The following is a 16,395-nucleotide window of genomic DNA, read 5'->3' on the forward strand; positions in this document are numbered from 1 at the left end:
TTACCACCTAGAAAGAGGCTTGCTCACTGCTTGAACTGGGGTTTGCCAACGGAGACATTTTCTGGGTTTGTTATTGATAAGCGCTGTGGCTCGTTGAATATTGGCCTCTGAAACCTGATCAAACTGTGTTCCCTTCGGGAAATAGTAGTGAAGTTCTCGATTGAACCGTTCATTTGTGCCCCGTTCATTCGGGTGATAGGCGTGGCAAAAGTAAACCGGTATCCGATAGCGCTTTGTAAGCGCCTGATCGCAGGAAAACTCTTTACCGTGATCAACCGTCACTGATCGAACCGGACCCGGAAAGTCCACCATCAGTCTTGCAAATCCCTTGAGAACAGCATTTTGTGATAAGTTTTCAAGCTTAGTTGTCGCCATTAAACGTGTCACCCGATCGACAATGGTCAAAACAGCAGCCTTTGACCCGCGACCACCGCGAACTGTATCCATCTCTAAATGTCCTTTTTCGGTTCGCCGATTAGCTGACTCACTGCGAATCTCAATTGAGGTGCCTACTGCTTGGTTATAGCGCGACCGAAGGTCTTGTCTTCTTTTATGACGTTTACCGTGATCAAAGAGTTGGCTTGGCTGAAAATCGACTTGTCTTTGATAAATCCAGTGGTAAATCGTGTGTGGCGCACAGTGAACGGCATAACCGACCATTTCAGGGGACCAACCCAGGTTTAGCTTCTCAGTTACCATCCGCTTCAACTTAGGCGTTAAAATCGAGTGCCGACCACAACGATGCCGACAAGTATCGGCATGATCCTGAGCTATAATGGCGCAGTAATCACCTTCAGGGCAACGGTGAAGCTCATGCCTAATAGAAATACGAGAGCGGCCTAAGGTCGCGGCGATGTATTGAATCGTGTGGTGTTGCATCAGTTCTATCTGAGATCGTTCAATTAAGGTTATAATGGCCATGGGACCTGTCCTTCTCTCTAGATGGTATGTTATGCAAACACCATTTTAGCAAGAACGGACAGGTCTTTTTTCACATTTTCTGGGTGGTAACTTTAATTATGCAATCTAGGATTTTTCCTCCCTAAATCATTCAAGGTATATGATTTTCTGCATATATGCCAACAGTACTTCTAAAAATGCTAATTCATGTTGGTGGTATAATCATTTCAATTGACCAAGATCTAAAAGTGTAAACCATTCGGAAGTATAAACGTCAATATTTTCCCGTAGATGTCTAATTGAAATGTGCCTTACACTTTTATAGCAAACTATGCCCTCAAGTAAGAAATCAAAAATATTAATGCAGTGCCAAAGTCTCGAAAAATTAAAATTAGCGCTTTCGCTACAAAGGTAAGTTCCGGCAATCCGCTATTCATTTTTCTTCTTATCTGTTGTGTATAATAGGATGCACCAAAGTTAAAAAAAGCAAAAAAGAAGAAGAAAATTGTATCAATTAGGTAGATAACTGGAGCACTTGAAAAATTGGTCGTTATCGCACCTAATGAGAATACAACGATGAAAAAGTACCAGACAATAACAATGTTGTAAATATGATTAAAGAGATGATTTGACTCATCTGTGGTAAATCTTTGCATTTGCTTCCTAGCTTCTAAATAACTTTCACTTGTATATTTTTCTTCTCGCAGCAATGCACTTTTTTGTTTTCCCCTACTAATTGAAACAATTGCAGACGATAGTAGCCAGATAAAAACCATGCCAATGAAAGGCATATAGACATCCATATATTGTAATTCCTTTCTCCAGCCATTTTCTATACATGAGCTAAAGACACGGTGGCATCCCGCTGCCATTCGGCCTGTTCACAATTAAATATTGGGTACATTAAACAAAAGAACTTCCATTTTGTTGAGTGGGACTTTAGATGCCTCTTAATCTCATACTGACATCAGGTAATACTTGCTTAACGGTATACTAAAGCTTGCAAAAAATCCATACGGCACTTATCACATTTTATGCGTAGTTAAGCCGTGTTAAGCGATCTCACCATTTCGCAAAAGAAACGTTTGTTTTTTCTTGAATCAAGCTATCTAAGATAATAGCCCAAAATCCCTAGATTGCAATTAGTGTGACAACGAGATTGATGAAGGGTTCGACACTAGACGGAGCAACATACGAGGTTACCGCAACAATCGCCGCCAAACCTGCCAATGTCATCATCCAGATAAGTGATCACCTTTCGGAAACCGACCAACTTGCAAAAAAGAAGCTCAAAAGAAACACGTAGATTAGAAAACTGCACATCCTAATAACAGCATCGATCATAACTTACTCCTCATTTGCATGATGATTTTTTCCCTTGCGATGTTGCGAAATTTCCTACTGACGGGGACTTCCACGGATGTTGAAGTTTCAGACAAAATGATATAGCCAGCGCCAATTTCTTTAATAAACTTAGTGTTGATAACATAGGACGTATGCACTTGAACAAAGTTATCATTTAACTTTCCCAGCAGCTCCGACGTCGACATAATCACCTGATATTGCTGTTTCTTGTCATGAATGATAACATTACGTCTCTGCTTTTCAAAACAGATAATATCAGAAAGTTTTAAACGATATGTCTTCTTCCTGTGTGAAAACGAGAAATACTCATCATCCAATTCCAAATATTTAACTACTTTTCTAAGGACGGGAAAGATCTTCTCTTTAGTTATAGGCTTGAGAATATAGTCGAAGGTTTGCACTTGGAAAACATCTTCCATATATTCCACATAATTGGTGAGAAAGACAATTGGGACATTTAAGTCTTGTTCTCTGATAGCCTTAGCAATATCGATTCCTGAAGAGGTCGGCAATTCAATATCTAAAATAAAAAAGTCATAACGCTGTTTTTGCAGTGATGAAATTAACGCGTCAGCACTAAAGAATACCGCAACATCAAATAGCGCTGAATCGAATACTCTCAGCGTTTCTTCGATGTTCCCCGTTATTTCAGGCGCGTCGTCACAAACTGCAACCTTAATCATTTTTCCACCGCCAAGTATATGTCTATGCGAAACCTTTACTGAGCCCGACTTATTTTGCTCATGTCATCCCGTACCGGATTTTTTCAGTATAGCAAGCCAGGATTTCGACCGCAATCTTTCTGGTTTTATAGTATTGCTCGCGAGAAAATAAACAATCCCTTCAAGAACGCTAACCACTGTGTTTATTCAGAGAAACTACATTGGTTCCACGTGAAACACCTTTTGGCCATAAAAATAGACCGATCACAGCCTTCATCGCCGTGAATCGATCCATTTTTATACTATGCAATGTCATTTTTGCGACGCGTCAGGCAACTCCGTTTTCTTGTTCGTGATATCAATAAACTGCGCTTCGCCGACGACAGAATCAACGGCTTTTTGTAGCCGCCGCATTGCTGCACTGGCGATTGGTAAGTCGACAAAATCCTTGGTTGCATTGTCCAGCTCGACTTCATCAGCTACGGAATCTTTAAGCGGCCGCGGGTTACTTTCGTCTAAAGCGCGAATGACGACTGGCTTAAGTGGGCCCATTTGTAATAAGTCCAAGGTCGTGGCGTAGTCAATGCCATACGCATCGGCAAGATCCAGCGTTTCGCGAATCCCTGCTTCTGCCGCCATGATCGCGACATTCGTGATCAGTTTAAGCTTGGCGCCATTACCTTGCTCACCAACATATTTAACGGTGCCGAACGTTTTCAGGACCGGAAGCACCGCGTCAACCGCTTGCTTGTCTCCAGCCGCGATCAGTACCAGGCCAGCTTCACGGGCATATTTCACGCCGCCAATCATTGGCACGTCAAGGAGTTTGGTGTTTGCCGGCATGACCGCCTGAATGGCCGTAATCTTACGCGGATCCAGCGTGGACGTCACGATAAGCGTGCTGCCGGGCTGCAGATAATGAACAATTCCGGGCTGCTCAGGGGTACCGATATGCAACGCTGGCACATCATCGGACATGACCGACGTGATCACGACTTTCGACGCGGTTACCGCGTCTTCCAACGATTTTGCCGCCGTCACGTGCTCTCCTGTCAAAGCTGCCATCTTGGCGGGAACTTTATCCCAGATCACCACGTCATAACCGGCTTTTGCCAGATGCGGTACCATGTGACTCCCCATATCGCCGACACCAATAAATGTTATTTTCATGTTTTTTCTTCCTTCCCGTTACAAAAACATGCCGCACTGAAAACAGCATATAAAAAACACGGTCGTTTCTGACTAATTCAGACACTAAAAAAGTTTTTATCAACTGCTTGCGATCAAAATCAGCATCAATCCGTTCGCACGCCTTAACCTAGCATGATCACAAAATGATTTCAATAACAAAGCTCGCGGTGTTCTTGACGCTCATCTCCGAACGCACCTGTTATTGATGCATCCAAAAGTCATTCCGGTGCCGTGCCTGCAACGCGCGTCAAGCTGACCGTCAAGACATTATCGGCAGTCGTGTTGTAATCAGCCAGAATACCCTTCACAATCCCTTTAGAAGGGCCATGGGTTCGCGTGGTCTCCTCGTAATTTTGAATCCACGTGCTGACAGCATCAAAGCCAAACTCAAAGCCTTCAAAAACCTGCATGTACGCCGAGGAACGCGGATTGGTGGTCACAATCGTAATCTTGGTCACACGTCCATTGGCGATCTGCATCGTCAGCTTAATCAAGCCATCATCAAAAAACTTAACGGTGCCGTCTTTAGCCGTTGCCGGCAACCGATAATCAGCCAGACGCATATTGGCATTGTAAACACGCTGAACATATGCATAACTACCCAGATCTTCGTGCATTTTCTCACGGCCTTTCTGTCATCGCGTCACCCCAGCCTTCGCATTGGAGTGGCTGTTTTGCGTTACCTATAGTGTACAATTTAATGACAAAAAGAAGAATCAAACAGCTCGGCCAGTCTTATATTGGCGGAAATCTTCTCTCAATCCGCATCAAACTTCCGGGCACAAAAGTCAGATGTTGCGTTTTTTCACGATAAAAAGGTTCGTCAATCCTAACGATTAATCGACCTTGCCATGCGTTGGATCGTATGCCGTTCCCCGAGAATGGCCTTGCTGACGGCGTACAGATTGTCAACTGGCGACTCAAACCCCCACGCGGAATCACCAACATGTTGCATGTCCACGCCGCAGATTTTATTGCGAATAGCCATCTCCTGAAGCACACGGCTGCCGCTGCCTTCCTGACTCGTCCCGATCGCACTCATGACCAGTCCGCCAGCGCGATGAACCACCTGCACCACCGCCTTCAAAGCAGCCTCATAAAATCCCGGAATCGATCCAACGGCCGGCGCCAAAATAACATCAGTACCTGCATCGATAAATCTTTTCGCGGTTTCCTCGCTCATCAGCGGTTCATCGACGCCCGAGGCATGCATTTTTCCGGCGATGATTAAGCCGCTGAAGTACGTTTTGGCCAAAGCAATACTGTGGGCGATTTCCGCATTCGTGACGCCGGTGCCCGGATTACCAGTCAAAACCATAAACTGGAAGCCCATCTCCTCGGCCTTCTTGATAACCGCCTCGCTGGCCGTACAACCGGGCAAAATGGAAATTTGATTCTCCATCATATTTGGATGGTCACCAATCGGCTCAACATTGATGCCAATTGGCCGCCCAACCAGCTTCTGCAGCCGCACAATGCTCGCCTTACCATCATGCTTAGGCGCGCTATATAAATCGCGTTCACCGGGATAAAGTCCGAAGATTTTCGGATTGTACACATCGAGCCGATTGCAAAGAATCATATCCGCCCCAAACGCCGCAGCGATCTCGGCAGTGGTAATACTATCCAAATTCTCCTGCGTCACAATATTTTCGCTAACAATAATACGCCCTTCACTCGCTTTAATACTTTCCTTAAGCTCCTGTCCGTTAAATTGCATCACTTCACTGGTACTGGCACTCAAAAGTCGTTTAACCATTTTCGATGACCTCATGTTTAATGATTCCAGATTGATGTACATGTTTTCCTTACTAAGCATTATACTTCGGCTGCAGGAGGTATAATAACCGGCAAAATTTACAAAAAACCATTTTGAAATTTTTAACACCTTAGGTTGGGATGTAAGGTTAACGCTTCCCATTACGAAAAATTAGGTGTGATCATGTACAATACAAGTAATGCATCAATTCATATAAACTTAAAGACTATCGATATTGTTGCTATTGTTCTAAAGAGGCTGGGTGAAAGTGGATGAAATTTACAATCTCAATAAATGATTGGCTTTATCTTAAGGGAAAACTTGATAACGTTCTAAAAAAATGCCTACGGTCTCAATAGAGAGTGATCAGGTTACAATATCGCTGTGCTCAAAGGATGATTTTGACGATTTGGTTAATGCCTATGGCGGGATTATTCAAGATTCCATGGTTGATGAAGAGTTTGCCAGTGATGATACTATTCGTCTCGAAAGAATCTGGGATAAACACTTTGTGCGTCGAAATTAGATTCAGTATTACTTTTTATGCCCTTTTCCATTGCTCTTTAACGCCAACATGACAAATAGCCGCTCTTTCTCCAGAGTGACACCTCCGTCTGCTCCAACCATTTCTCAGGCTGGTTCAGATACTTGTGAGTATTAGACACAGTAGCAAAAACTAATTGATCTAGTTTGTTGGTATTGACACCAAGCGCCATATACTTTTGGAGCTGAACCACACACCATGCTTCAAGGCTGCCATTGTTTTGCTGTCCATTGAGATAGTACGCCGTCCTTTACGTGTCTTTGGCACCTGAACGATCTAGCGGCCTTTCATTTCTTATGTTAGCGTTTTATTGATTCTGATAGTGCTATCCATGAAATTAATATCCTGCCACGTCAGTGCTAAACACTTGCAGCGCCACAGACCGCCAAACGACAGTACCCTGAACAGGATATATTTTTCCGGCTCTTTATCACGATAAATGTAACCGAAAAAAAGAGTCAGTTCATGCTTATCCCCAAAATTTGGGATGCATACTCCGCTTTATCCTGACGCTTTGGCATCGTTACACGTTTAACAGGGTTGTCAGCAATATACTGCTGCTTTACCACGTATTCTAAGGTACTGCTCTCATAATTGAACCAACGTTTATAATTCCGGCTTGCCTCTTTTGCCCACAGATTCACGGCCCTTTACAGCATAGCAGTGTTCAGCATAGGCAAGCATTCACTGGAAACAGTTATCAACGCTCTGCCTGCTATTTTCATGCTTGATGCTAACTAACGTTTTATCATTGATAACCGTTATTTAGCAGCCGCACCACTAAGCGCAACGGAAACCAAAGCATTGTTAAATGCCGCTAATACTCGATATTATAGTCTGCTTCAAAGTGCTTTGACCAAACTGAAAGGAAGCTTGCCATGACTCACGATGAACCATCTTCTAACGATGCCAGCCCACTCATCCCCTTTGCCGGCTTTTCTAGTCGTCAACTCACAACCGGCTTTATTAAACGGCTCTTGTCGCGATGGTATTGGCTCGATAACCACGCCAATGACCTCACCGATCGTGACAAGGCGGCGCTAACAAAACTATACGAACTACTTAGTGTATTGCCAGAGAATGACGTCAGCGCACTGGCAGCGAGGTTCTATCATGCTAAGCCAATCACGGCTACTCAGATGGCGCACGAGCAGGGATGCTCGCTCAACACCTTTCTCAACAGCGAAGCCCGTATCCTCGTTAAAATGGCCGCAGCGAGTCAGCAAGCAAGGCCAGTAAAATCTGAGCGGACTGGCGAAATAGGCATTTCAAAATAACCCGTGACGACACTTCTAACATCCTAAAGAGTCTTGCAATTCGGACATATCGGACACCCTAAAAGCAGTAGGCATGTTTACTCACCAGCCATTTCAAGTTAAGGTTTGCATGTAATAAAGTTTATTCACGTTCATGGGGGTGTGACGCCATTCCGCAAGTAAAAAGGGTCGTTTATATACATGGGAACTCTATTGCTGAATTCCAGCCGGACAAAATTGTCCACATTGGTGATCTGTTCTTAGTGAACGGTCAATCAAAAACTAAGGTTCTGGGGATGCCGATGCTTCCAGCAGGTCACTCACCCGCATTTCTCATGGCAGGCAAAATAAGCAGCGGTGACACGTTAACGCCTATCCAGAGATTTCGGAGGCCATAAAGCAAGCACTAAGGCTGAACAAAACTGAACATTATCGGGGTGTGAGGTTTAGCATCGCCAGCCGCTAGAATGCCTGTAGCATGAGCATCTAGCGGCTATTTTTATGCTGCTAAAGGGATTGCCAATGTTCACCGTAGAACCTTACAAAACCTAACATCAAAAACTTCAGAACTTGACATAACTTGACATCGCAGAGCCTGACTAAACCTGACCCAACAACCTCACAAAACCTCAGTCGAAAACCCTAAATAACCCTAAAAATTAATTGCAGATTTTGCACACCGGACAAAACTGCCAACGTGGCAGCATTGCATTGCTGAGGTTGCTACGCATTCACCTCACGCGATATCTGCATGAGCACAGCTCACCTATCTGTATAAAATCTGCATAAAAATAGCCACCCTTTTCAGAGTGGCATCCCCGCCCGCAAGCAGATTAATATTTGGTGGTTGTCTTTACATTTTTTGTGTTATCAAGAAACACTGGTATAACAATGTTCACAAGTATTTTTGTGGTTGTCTCGGTGGTTGTCTTTGGTTGTCTAAGTGGTTGTTTTTCGATGTTTTGAGAGCAGCTCTCTCAGCCTCGAAAGTAACGAAAAACCGCGACCCACAAGCGTTTATCTGTGCTTGTGAATCGCGGTTAAAATCCTAAAATGGGTGGTCAGGGGATCGAACCCTGGACCCACGGATTAAGAGTCCGTTGCTCTGCCAGCTGAGCTAACCACCCATTGACTTATGTCTGTCGCGCTTCACGACTTAAATATAATATCATGTACCCCTTACTGGCGCAAGTGTTTTACAAACTTTTTTGAAGGAAAATTGATTTTGATACGTTGTAGAGCCAAATGCTGACCTAAATACGCGTTACTAACTGCACTTCATTAGGCTTACGGACAACAGACAGCAATATGTAAGTTTCCATATTCACTATGAACAGTACCACTTAAATGTCCGTACTTTTATAAATAGAACTCTGCAAGGCTGTGTTGGTCGTTCTCAGAACTTTTAAAGATATGCCTAGACCGGATATCGCTCACGTTTCAGCCCAAATTTTTGAAGAACTCCGGGAAAAAGGAACAAACAATTCATGGCGAACAAATAGCCCCATTTTGTCTGATTCTCTAACGGCTATTAGTTGCACTAAGATTCACCATTTTGCTGAAGGAATATTGCTCAGGAGTTACTGCACACTTAACACGCTAGGTTGCATTTTCCAGAACATCACAACGGTTGAATGGATTGTTAGTATTGAATTTTTGGCTGCGTCAACACTATAAAATTCAACCGACACTCTGAACTGAGCACCTACATCACGTTCTTTTTTATCTCACCCTTCCGCTAAATGCCAGGGAGTCGTTATGTCAATCAAAAAGGCATCGATTCAAGAGAGACAAGGTCATCCCCTGAAACCGATGCATTTATTCGTGTCACGTTAATCTATAGGCTTTCAATTCTAAAAAAGGTTGAAAATTGATCTGATTAGCCAGTTTCCAAAAATTAACGAGTTGTTGACAACTCAAAGTCAGTTTTTGTTTTGTAAAGCGCTTTGTACTGCATTTCATAAACCCTAAGAAGTTCAGCAACCAAAGCTGTCTTTCGAGGTGAAAATTGCTCACTGGGCACTTCAGGCAGACACCAACAATTATTGTTGGAAAAATCGGCCATTATGGTGGCTCCGCGAGAAACAGCTTCAGGAGTCTCTATTGATTTCACACCGGAAGACATTAAGTCTGCTTTAAGTTGACTCCATAATGGGTCCTTTGTGCCGGGGCCAATCACTTTAATTCTCTTTATTGGATGAGTTGTCAAGCTCTCTACCGCATGCTTCAGTTCGAACGTTAACCCAAGGAAGAGACCAAATACCAAATCATCAATATCTGTTTGGTTGGTGAGTCCGTACCAAAGGCCTTTCGTCACAGTTGATTTGATCGGGCTCCCACTACCGCTGAAATGTGGAATGATGAAGTTAATGCTGTCAAAATTAATGCTCCCAGCCAGATAGCGTTTATAAACAGAGTCAGACAACCTTAAAAAATCTTTCCCTGTTAAGTTATTGGCTTTTTGAAACCATTCAATGATTGATCCAGCTGACGGCAGAGCAGTAAAAACCGTATACAGATTTGGGTTCATATAAATACCATACGCAACCCGTTTCTTTTCCTGATCTGCTCTCATTTCTAGCTTATCAGAAAGCATCAGAATCCCTTCCGTTGTGCCAGTGGAATCTAATAATTCTCCGATTTTTTGACCGCTAGACACGGATCCCACCATATGATCATGTCCTGCTATCGTAACCATTACTGCCTCGGATAATCCAAGGTTGACGGCGACCTTTTTAGTAATATGTGCCATCTTAGTTCCAGATGGATATGGTCGAGGGAATTCTACGTTTTCGATGCCAAAAATTCTTTTTACTCGGTGAGACCAACGCTTATGCATGATGTCAAATACCATTGTCCTACTTGCAATCGAAAACTCCGTGTTCATAGTTCCAGTCAAGTGATAAACTAACAAATCAGGAATGCACAACCAAGTGTATTTACGCTGAGGATCAACAACATTTTCCAATAACCATTTAATTTTACTGGCAGAGTAATGTGCATGCGCTGGTAATCCAGTTATTGTATAGATTGTTTTTTTCTCTTCAGACGTAAGCTTATCAATGATTGTCTGGGAACGATTATCATACCAAGCAAGCATTGGAGACGCGATGTGTCCTGCTTCATCAACAAGAACGCCAGATTCGCCTACGCTTGCGATTGAAATCAATCTAATCGTATCGGTATAGTTTTTAACGATATCCTTCAATGCACAGTCTAGACGTCTCCACAACTTGTTAATGTCAAAATTGATAAATTCACCAGTTTCTCGCTTCGGTGTTTCAAATTTAATCTGTTTTATTGGTCGGATAGGCGTTTCGTCATTCCACAATGAGACTTTAGTATTCGTTGTACCAACATCAATTGTTAGATTTGCCAAGTTCATCCACTCCAAATACTGACTTTTTTGTCACTCGATACAGCCACCAAATAATCAAACCAATTGCTGGAATTAAACCGAGTGCAATCGGATTTAATTCAAAGATTTTGACCAACCAGTACCGCAATGGATTGCCACCATCTAGAAAGCTGGTAACCGAGGTGCTTTTTGCACCTGCATAATTAACATTCTGAGCCATTTTGGTGATGGTTCCCGCCAAAGCTGATGAAATGTACAAATCTGCAATCAAACAAGGAATGCCAATAATGATTGATCGGAAAACATCTCCTTTGGTAGCCAAAACAATCATGGACGCAAATACTGCTAAATTCGCTAAATCTGCTAAGGGCATTGTGCCGTTTCCCGGCAGCATAAATGCCAAGCCAACAGCAATTGGGGTTAAAATCAAACCGGTAGAAATAACAGCTGGATTTCCAATTGCTACTGCAATATCTAATCCAATATATAGTTCACCACTATTCTTCACATGCTTATTCAGCCAATCCTTAACTGCCTCGGAAATCGGAAGTAGACCTTCCATCAGAATTCGTACCATTCTTGGAAGAATAAACATGACAGCTCCCAAGTTGACCCCGATTTGCAAAATTCCACGAATGTCATATCCGGCTAGGATACCCAATAAAATTCCTAAAATTGTCCCAATCATCATAGGTTCTCCCATGATGCCAAAACGTTTTTGTATTGTTTCGGGATTAATATGGATCTTATTAAGTCCCGGAATGTGGTCAATGATCCAGTTCCCTAATAAACCGATCGGCCAGAAGGTAATTGAAGAAACCGTCGGTAAAGAGATCCCCTCTAAACCAAAATATTTTTCGCCTAGTGGCGCGGCCCAATCAGCTAATTTAAAGACGATCACAGTAATAACGCCTGCAGACAAAATACCCAACCCAAAATTACCAGTGATGTAATAAACAAGTGTTCCTGCTAATGCAAAATGCCAGTAATTCCAAAGGTCTACATCTACCGTTTTAGTCCACTTCATTCCCAACATAACGATGTTGATTACGATAGTCATAATGATGACAAATGGTGCGATCGGTAACCCCCAAGTTATTGCGGATAATGCAGGCCAGCCTAAATCTGCATGTGGTAAACTCAAGCCGATATGCTTGACCATGACCTTCGCTGCTGGCCCAACATTATCGGATAAAATAGTCATAACGGCATTGATACCTACAAACCCGATACCAACCGTTAAAGCTGAACGCAAGGCCTTCGTCCATTTAACCCGAAAACATAAGGCTAATATGAATAGGAATAACGGAAGCATTGCGGTTGCACCCATGCCCAGAACATATTGAACAATACTGTTTAATTGATCAGCTAAATTCGACATGCTTCTTTCTCCTATTCTTCGATTTGCTTTTTAATTTCCTCTAAGACCTTTTCTCCTCCGATACCCGTGATGAGGGGAAGCGCCTTGATAACCGGTATTTCTGTCTTATACGGAACATTTGTAGTCGCAACGATTAGGTCGGCATCATGCAAATCGTATTCTGGCAGTGAAGCTACATTTGTTTGGGTATAATTAGCATCTAACCCGTGGTTCTGTAAGAACTCCATCGTCTTCTCTGCCACAACTGTCGATGTCGCGATCCCTGTAGCACAGACAAACAAAATATTCTTTTTCTTCCCTGAATTACTCATTTTAATTCCCCCAAAATAGCTTTCTTAACGAATTTTGCAACTCTTGCATCAGAAGCAGTCTTAAATTCATTTAACATTTCTTGATCTTGAACAACTGTCATGATTCGTTTGAGAATATTGAGCTGTTTATTCGATTGCCCCAATGACAATAGAAAGATGATTGAAACCTCAACCTTGTCATTTTCTGAACCCATGACCATCATCATAATCGGGGTTGAAAGAATACCAACAGATACCGCATTCGTTTTGACGAATTGCGCGTCAGTATGCGGAATTGCAACGCCGATGGGTTCTGTTGGTAACCCTGTCGGAAATTTTTCTTCGCGATCTTTTACTGCTTGCAGGTAAGCCGTAGTTACTAAATTTTTAGCCAAAAGGTTTGCTGAAAGTTGATCAATAACTTCCGGAAAAGTAACCGCTTTCAAAAAATGCTTTACAAACGAGGGATCGAATATGATCTCTTGTGAAACGTTCTCTGTCATTCTTGCGCCTCCTTATCGAACCGGTGTCGGTGATTTACCATTCATAACCTGGATTTTGTGATAAACGACATCCTCAATTGCTTTTTCAGCGTCCAATGAAACATTAACTAGATCAAAGCGTTCTGGATCTGCTTGATAATCTTTGCCAGCAGATTCAATAAATGCTCGACGAAGATCACTTGCAACATTAATTTTAATTACACCATTATCAACCATTTGAGCAATTTGATCGTCTGGGATGCCTGATGCCCCATGTAGCACTAAGGGTACCGGACAAATCGCTTTAATCTTCTTTAGCAATGGAAAATCGATATTAGGATCAAGATTTAGGCCATGGACATTTCCAACTGCAACAGCCAGTAAATTAACACCCGTTCTAGTGACAAAGTCCACGACTTGGTCTGGATTTGTCTTATTATGGCCTTCAGTAACATCATCATCTTCCTTACCAGCAATTGCCCCCAATTCAGCTTCTACGGGGATACCATACCCCTTGGCAAATTGAACTGCCTCATAGGTATGTTTAATATTTTCATCGTAAGCATATTTTGCATTATCGGTCATAACCGATGTGAACCCAGCCCGAGCTGCTTGGCGCACGGAATCAAATGTTTTCCCATGATCAAGATGGAGTGCAATTGGTGTATCCATATCTTTAGCACAACGTGTTACCATGTCAGCAATAAACCCATATCCCGAAACTGGAATGTTGGTTGGTGCAATTTGAATGAATGCCGGAATTTTGCTCTTTTCAACCGCTCTTAAAATTCCAACAGTCGTTTCCAAATTTGTTGTGTTAAAAGCACCAGCCACAACGTGTTGTCCTTTAATAATATCAATAAGATCAAATCCATTTACCAATGGCATAATTTACAAACTCCTTCTAGCGTCTTTGCAACGTAGTAGTTAGAAAGTACTTGTTCCCTTTTAGCCAAACAGAACCATATTCAACCGTCTCATTTTCTGACATAAATACAGTTTGTTGCATTTTCAAGGTTGGTGTAGAAGCGGGTAACCCTAAGATTTCGCCTCGCTCCGTTCCAATATTTAGTGCCTCATATGTGCTACGTGCAAAACTAATTTGTCTTCCTGCAAGTTCCTCAATTTTTGCAAACAAGCTGATGTTATTAAAGTTTACCTTTTCAATACCTGGACAAAGTTTAATATTGATCCGATTTTCAATTAGCATTAGCTTGTCATCCGCAACCGATCTTAATCGTTCCAAATACAGATACTCACTGCCGACTGGAATCTTAAGAGTGTCTGCAATCTTTTGGTTTGCCGGCAATAATTCTTGTTTAATCACCTGAGTTGTATAATTCAAATGCTGTTTATCAAGTGACTCCGCGAACGACATTAATTGGTCGTTCAAGGAATATTCTACGTTTGGGTTGCTGACAAATGTTCCTTTTCCGTGTACCTTTTTAACCAATCCTTCTTTCAGCAAAACTTCAATTGCCTTTCGAACCGTTCCTCGGCTGACTTTCAAATTCAGACACATCTTTTGCTCTGAATCTAACCTGTCACCATCCTGTAAGCTTCTACCGTAGACCATGTCTCGCAAGTTATTGGCTATTTGCTCATAGACAGGAATCATTGAAGACTTATCAATTGAGATCTTCATATCTCCACCATCCTTTTTCTAATCTATGAGTATCATAGTACAACTGTGTAACACAGGGTACCTCTGTGTACAAGATTAATATAAGGTCATATCACTCTATATGCAAGCGTTTACTATTTATAATGATTAAAAACTTGCTCTATAATTCATGAAAAAGTAGACACGTACAGTAATTTGTGTACAATTAAGCTAAACAATGATAACGAAAGTTCTTACATGTCTTAAAACCATTTACATTACCAAAAATAATATATTCTTATAATTGGTGCAGATGATTGATCAAAATTCCAATCATATTAAAAATTCTTTACAGACATCACCAGCCGCAAAAAAGCTAGCCCTCTTTTGGATCATATATTGGCGCTCAAGCCCTTTTTTAGCTTTCCCATATGGCACAAGAACTAGTTTGACATCCACATTCGAAGACCCACTTGCTCAGGCCAAAAATAAAAAGCAGTACACCTCATGATTGAAGTGTGCTGCCTTTTAGCATGAATTATCTAGGTAAAAACTAAACGTCGCTATCGTTTTTTGCCTTTTTAAAACAAAACATGAATCGACTGATTACTATTAATCAACTTAATCGCCTTGCCCAGCATTGGCCCGACGGAAACTTGGGCGAGTCCTTCGAATTGGTGCTTGGGGTCGAGCTGGATGGTGTCGGTGATGACGACCTTTTTCAAGCCTAGGTGTTTGATTCGGTAAACCGCGCCGCGTGAGAAGACACCGTGGGTTGCGGCGGCGTAAATGTCGAGGGCGCCGGCTTCGCTTAAAGCCTTGTAGGAGTCAACGATCCGATCACCGGTATCGATCAGGTCATCAATGATGATGGCGTACATGCCTTCAACGTTACCGATGACGCCGATATGATCCTGATCGCGCTTGTCCACGATGGCGATGGGCGTATGTAACTCTTCCGCCAACGCCCGGGCCTGTTTGGTGCCGCTGTGATCTGGAGCAATGACCACAACATTGTCGCCGAGATTCAGCTTCTTGAAGTAGTCTCCGATCAACCGGTGGGCCTTGAGATGGTCAACCGGAATATCAAAGAACCCTTGAATCTGGTCGGCATGCAATTCGACTGCCACAATGCGATCGACGCCATCCATTTCCAACATGTTAGCGACTAATTTGGCAGTGATCGGTTCCCGTGATCGCGCTTTTCGATCAGCACGCGCGTACCCATAATATGAAATGACCACGTTAATATGGTGTGCACTGGCGCGGCGCAAAGCGTCAACCATGATCATGAGCTCCATGAAGTTCTCATTAACCGGATCAGAGACTGACTGGATCACATAAACATCAGCACCACGAACACTTTCCGGCAATTCGATCTGAATCTCACCATCGGCAAAGTGATTAACGCTCGCGGGCGACAGCGGTAATCCGACTTCTTCCGCAATCTTTTCAGCTAATGGACGATTACCATTGAGACTGAACAACTTTAATTCGTGCATCGATTTCTCCCTTGTTCATATTTAACGGTCTGCACCGTCATTATACGAGAAAAAACAAGAAATTGCGACTGGTTATCTAATGAGTTAAAGTGATAGCAGAAC

At 42.6% G+C, this 16,395-nt stretch carries 14 protein-coding genes and 1 tRNA gene; 1 reads left to right on the plus strand and 14 read right to left on the minus strand.

Going from position 1 to position 16,395, the window contains the following annotated elements:
- The 6 genes from LBCZ_RS13875 to LBCZ_RS13900 form a co-directional block, all read right to left on the minus strand.
- Entirely contained in the window at nt 1-921 is a 921-nt protein-coding gene (locus LBCZ_RS13875; RefSeq protein WP_144340557.1) for an IS30 family transposase, read from the minus strand.
- A 308-nt stretch (nt 922-1,229) separates the two neighbouring features.
- Complete coding sequence (locus tag LBCZ_RS13880; RefSeq protein ID WP_025013281.1) at nt 1,230-1,703, minus strand: hypothetical protein; 474 nt, start codon at nt 1,701-1,703, stop codon at nt 1,230-1,232.
- Nucleotides 1,704-2,240: 537 nt separating this feature from the next.
- Nucleotides 2,241-2,948: a LytR/AlgR family response regulator transcription factor gene (locus tag LBCZ_RS13885; RefSeq protein WP_032958835.1), complete on the minus strand. Its 708-nt coding sequence runs from the start codon at nt 2,946-2,948 to the stop codon at nt 2,241-2,243.
- A gap of 291 nt (nt 2,949-3,239) precedes the next feature.
- The gene (locus LBCZ_RS13890; protein WP_025013279.1) at nt 3,240-4,097 is read right to left on the minus strand and encodes an NAD(P)-dependent oxidoreductase; all 858 of its coding nucleotides are present in this window, start codon (nt 4,095-4,097) and stop codon (nt 3,240-3,242) included.
- A gap of 239 nt (nt 4,098-4,336) precedes the next feature.
- On the minus strand, nt 4,337-4,735 hold the full coding sequence (locus LBCZ_RS13895; protein WP_025013278.1) for a hypothetical protein: 399 nt from the start codon (nt 4,733-4,735) through the stop codon (nt 4,337-4,339).
- 212 nt (nt 4,736-4,947) lie between these two features.
- Entirely contained in the window at nt 4,948-5,877 is a 930-nt protein-coding gene (locus LBCZ_RS13900; protein ID WP_025013277.1) for a DUF7916 family protein, read from the minus strand.
- 1,422 nt (nt 5,878-7,299) lie between these two features.
- Between LBCZ_RS13900 and LBCZ_RS13905 the strand changes: the two genes are divergently transcribed.
- Nucleotides 7,300-7,698 carry a hypothetical protein gene (locus LBCZ_RS13905; RefSeq protein ID WP_025013276.1) on the plus strand — a complete coding sequence of 133 codons (399 nt, stop codon included), beginning with the start codon at nt 7,300-7,302 and terminating at the stop codon, nt 7,696-7,698.
- Nucleotides 7,699-8,731: 1,033 nt separating this feature from the next.
- Here the strand turns inward: LBCZ_RS13905 and LBCZ_RS13910 are convergent.
- From LBCZ_RS13910 to LBCZ_RS13945, 8 genes are all read right to left on the minus strand, one after another.
- A tRNA-Lys gene (locus tag LBCZ_RS13910) sits at nt 8,732-8,804 on the minus strand.
- Between the two features lie 770 nt (nt 8,805-9,574).
- On the minus strand, nt 9,575-11,056 hold the full coding sequence (locus LBCZ_RS13915) for an FGGY-family carbohydrate kinase (RefSeq protein ID WP_025013275.1): 1,482 nt from the start codon (nt 11,054-11,056) through the stop codon (nt 9,575-9,577).
- The gene (locus LBCZ_RS13920) at nt 11,037-12,416 is read right to left on the minus strand and encodes a PTS galactitol transporter subunit IIC (RefSeq protein WP_025013274.1); all 1,380 of its coding nucleotides are present in this window, start codon (nt 12,414-12,416) and stop codon (nt 11,037-11,039) included. Before LBCZ_RS13920 ends, LBCZ_RS13915 begins: the two co-directional genes overlap by 20 nt.
- Before the next feature lie 11 nt (nt 12,417-12,427).
- Nucleotides 12,428-12,727 (minus strand): PTS sugar transporter subunit IIB, encoded by a 300-nt coding sequence (locus tag LBCZ_RS13925; RefSeq protein WP_025013273.1) that lies wholly within the window; start codon nt 12,725-12,727, stop codon nt 12,428-12,430.
- Nucleotides 12,724-13,209 (minus strand): PTS sugar transporter subunit IIA, encoded by a 486-nt coding sequence (locus tag LBCZ_RS13930; protein WP_025013272.1) that lies wholly within the window; start codon nt 13,207-13,209, stop codon nt 12,724-12,726. The genes LBCZ_RS13925 and LBCZ_RS13930 overlap by 4 nt, the downstream gene beginning before the upstream one ends.
- A 12-nt stretch (nt 13,210-13,221) precedes the next feature.
- Nucleotides 13,222-14,076: a class II aldolase gene (locus tag LBCZ_RS13935; RefSeq protein ID WP_025013271.1), complete on the minus strand. Its 855-nt coding sequence runs from the start codon at nt 14,074-14,076 to the stop codon at nt 13,222-13,224.
- Between the two features lie 16 nt (nt 14,077-14,092).
- Nucleotides 14,093-14,833: a GntR family transcriptional regulator gene (locus LBCZ_RS13940; protein ID WP_025013270.1), complete on the minus strand. Its 741-nt coding sequence runs from the start codon at nt 14,831-14,833 to the stop codon at nt 14,093-14,095.
- 539 nt (nt 14,834-15,372) lie between these two features.
- Complete coding sequence (locus tag LBCZ_RS13945) at nt 15,373-16,293, minus strand: ribose-phosphate diphosphokinase (RefSeq protein WP_025013269.1); 921 nt, start codon at nt 16,291-16,293, stop codon at nt 15,373-15,375.
- Between the last annotated feature and the right edge of the window lie 102 nt (nt 16,294-16,395).

Source organism: Lacticaseibacillus casei DSM 20011 = JCM 1134 = ATCC 393 (genome assembly GCF_000829055.1).
Lineage (GTDB): Bacteria > Bacillota > Bacilli > Lactobacillales > Lactobacillaceae > Lacticaseibacillus > Lacticaseibacillus casei.

Excerpts from the sequence above, each read along its gene's own strand:
- LBCZ_RS13875 (WP_144340557.1), bottom strand. The coding sequence starts at position 921 with ATGGCCATTATAACCTTAATTGAACGATCTCAGATAGAACTGATGCAA.
- LBCZ_RS13880 (WP_025013281.1), bottom strand. The coding sequence starts at position 1,703 with ATGGATGTCTATATGCCTTTCATTGGCATGGTTTTTATCTGGCTACTA.
- LBCZ_RS13885 (WP_032958835.1), bottom strand. The coding sequence starts at position 2,948 with ATGATTAAGGTTGCAGTTTGTGACGACGCGCCTGAAATAACGGGGAAC.
- LBCZ_RS13890 (WP_025013279.1), bottom strand. The coding sequence starts at position 4,097 with ATGAAAATAACATTTATTGGTGTCGGCGATATGGGGAGTCACATGGTA.
- LBCZ_RS13895 (WP_025013278.1), bottom strand. The coding sequence starts at position 4,735 with ATGCACGAAGATCTGGGTAGTTATGCATATGTTCAGCGTGTTTACAAT.
- LBCZ_RS13900 (WP_025013277.1), bottom strand. The coding sequence starts at position 5,877 with ATGGTTAAACGACTTTTGAGTGCCAGTACCAGTGAAGTGATGCAATTT.
- LBCZ_RS13905 (WP_025013276.1), top strand. The coding sequence starts at position 7,300 with ATGACTCACGATGAACCATCTTCTAACGATGCCAGCCCACTCATCCCC.
- LBCZ_RS13920 (WP_025013274.1), bottom strand. The coding sequence starts at position 12,416 with ATGTCGAATTTAGCTGATCAATTAAACAGTATTGTTCAATATGTTCTG.
- LBCZ_RS13925 (WP_025013273.1), bottom strand. The coding sequence starts at position 12,727 with ATGAGTAATTCAGGGAAGAAAAAGAATATTTTGTTTGTCTGTGCTACA.
- LBCZ_RS13930 (WP_025013272.1), bottom strand. The coding sequence starts at position 13,209 with ATGACAGAGAACGTTTCACAAGAGATCATATTCGATCCCTCGTTTGTA.
- LBCZ_RS13935 (WP_025013271.1), bottom strand. The coding sequence starts at position 14,076 with ATGCCATTGGTAAATGGATTTGATCTTATTGATATTATTAAAGGACAA.
- LBCZ_RS13940 (WP_025013270.1), bottom strand. The coding sequence starts at position 14,833 with ATGAAGATCTCAATTGATAAGTCTTCAATGATTCCTGTCTATGAGCAA.
- LBCZ_RS13945 (WP_025013269.1), bottom strand. The coding sequence starts at position 16,293 with ATGCACGAATTAAAGTTGTTCAGTCTCAATGGTAATCGTCCATTAGCT.